Annotated in this window: 1 protein-coding gene; it reads left to right on the forward strand. The window is 58.1% G+C overall.

Going from position 1 to position 1,369, the window contains the following annotated elements; translation table 11 throughout:
- The coding region (locus DF185_RS24530; protein WP_207784734.1) for a prophage tail fiber N-terminal domain-containing protein at window positions 1-1,180 on the forward strand (1,180 nt) is incomplete at its 5' end.
- Window positions 1,181-1,369: the final 189 nt, after the last annotated feature.

Here is a 1,369-nt window from a genome sequence, read left to right on the forward strand (position 1 = left end):
GAAAGACGGCACAGGAAAACCGGTACAGAACTGCACCATTCAGCTGAAAGCCAGACGTAACAGCACCACGGTGGTGGTGAACACGGTGGGCTCAGAGAATCCGGATGAAGCCGGGCGTTACAGCATGGATGTGGAGTACGGTCAGTACAGTGTCATCCTGCAGGTTGACGGTTTTCCACCATCGCACGCCGGGACCATCACCGTGTATGAAGATTCACAACCGGGGACGCTGAATGATTTTCTCTGTGCCATGACGGAGGATGATGCCCGGCCGGAGGTGCTGCGTCGTCTTGAACTGATGGTGGAAGAGGTGGCGCGTAACGCGTCCGTGGTGGCACAGAGTACGGCAGACGCGAAGAAATCAGCCGGCGATGCCAGTGCATCAGCTGCTCAGGTCGCGGCCCTTGTGACTGATGCAACTGACTCAGCACGCGCCGCCAGCACGTCCGCCGGACAGGCTGCATCGTCAGCTCAGGAAGCGTCCTCCGGCGCAGAAGCGGCATCAGCAAAGGCCACTGAAGCGGAAAAAAGTGCCGCAGCCGCAGAGTCCTCAAAAAACGCGGCGGCCACCAGTGCCGGTGCGGCGAAAACGTCAGAAACGAATGCTGCAGCGTCACAACAATCAGCCGCCACGTCTGCCTCCACCGCGGCCACGAAAGCGTCAGAGGCCGCCACTTCAGCACGAGATGCGGTGGCCTCAAAAGAGGCAGCAAAATCATCAGAAACGAACGCATCATCAAGTGCCGGTCGTGCAGCTTCCTCGGCAACGGCGGCAGAAAATTCTGCCAGGGCGGCAAAAACGTCCGAGACGAATGCCAGGTCATCTGAAACAGCAGCGGAACGGAGCGCCTCTGCCGCGGCAGACGCAAAAACAGCGGCGGCGGGGAGTGCGTCAACGGCATCCACGAAGGCGACAGAGGCTGCGGGAAGTGCGGTATCAGCATCGCAGAGCAAAAGTGCGGCAGAAGCGGCGGCAATACGTGCAAAAAATTCGGCAAAACGTGCAGAAGATATAGCTTCAGCTGTCGCGCTTGAGGATGCGGACACAACGAGAAAGGGGATAGTGCAGCTCAGCAGTGCAACCAACAGCACGTCTGAAACGCTTGCTGCAACGCCAAAGGCGGTTAAGGTGGTAATGGATGAAACGAACAGAAAAGCCCACTGGACAGTCCGGCACTGACCGGAACGCCAACAGCACCAACCGCGCTCAGGGGAACAAACAATACCCAGATTGCGAACACCGCTTTTGTACTGGCCGCGATTGCAGATGTTATCGACGCGTCACCTGACGCACTGAATACGCTGAATGAACTGGCCGCAGCGCTCGGGAATGATCCAGATTTTGCTACCACCATGACTAACGCGCTTG

The organism is Marinifilum breve (assembly GCF_003202155.1).
GTDB classification, from domain to species: Bacteria; Bacteroidota; Bacteroidia; order Bacteroidales; family Marinifilaceae; genus Marinifilum; species Marinifilum breve.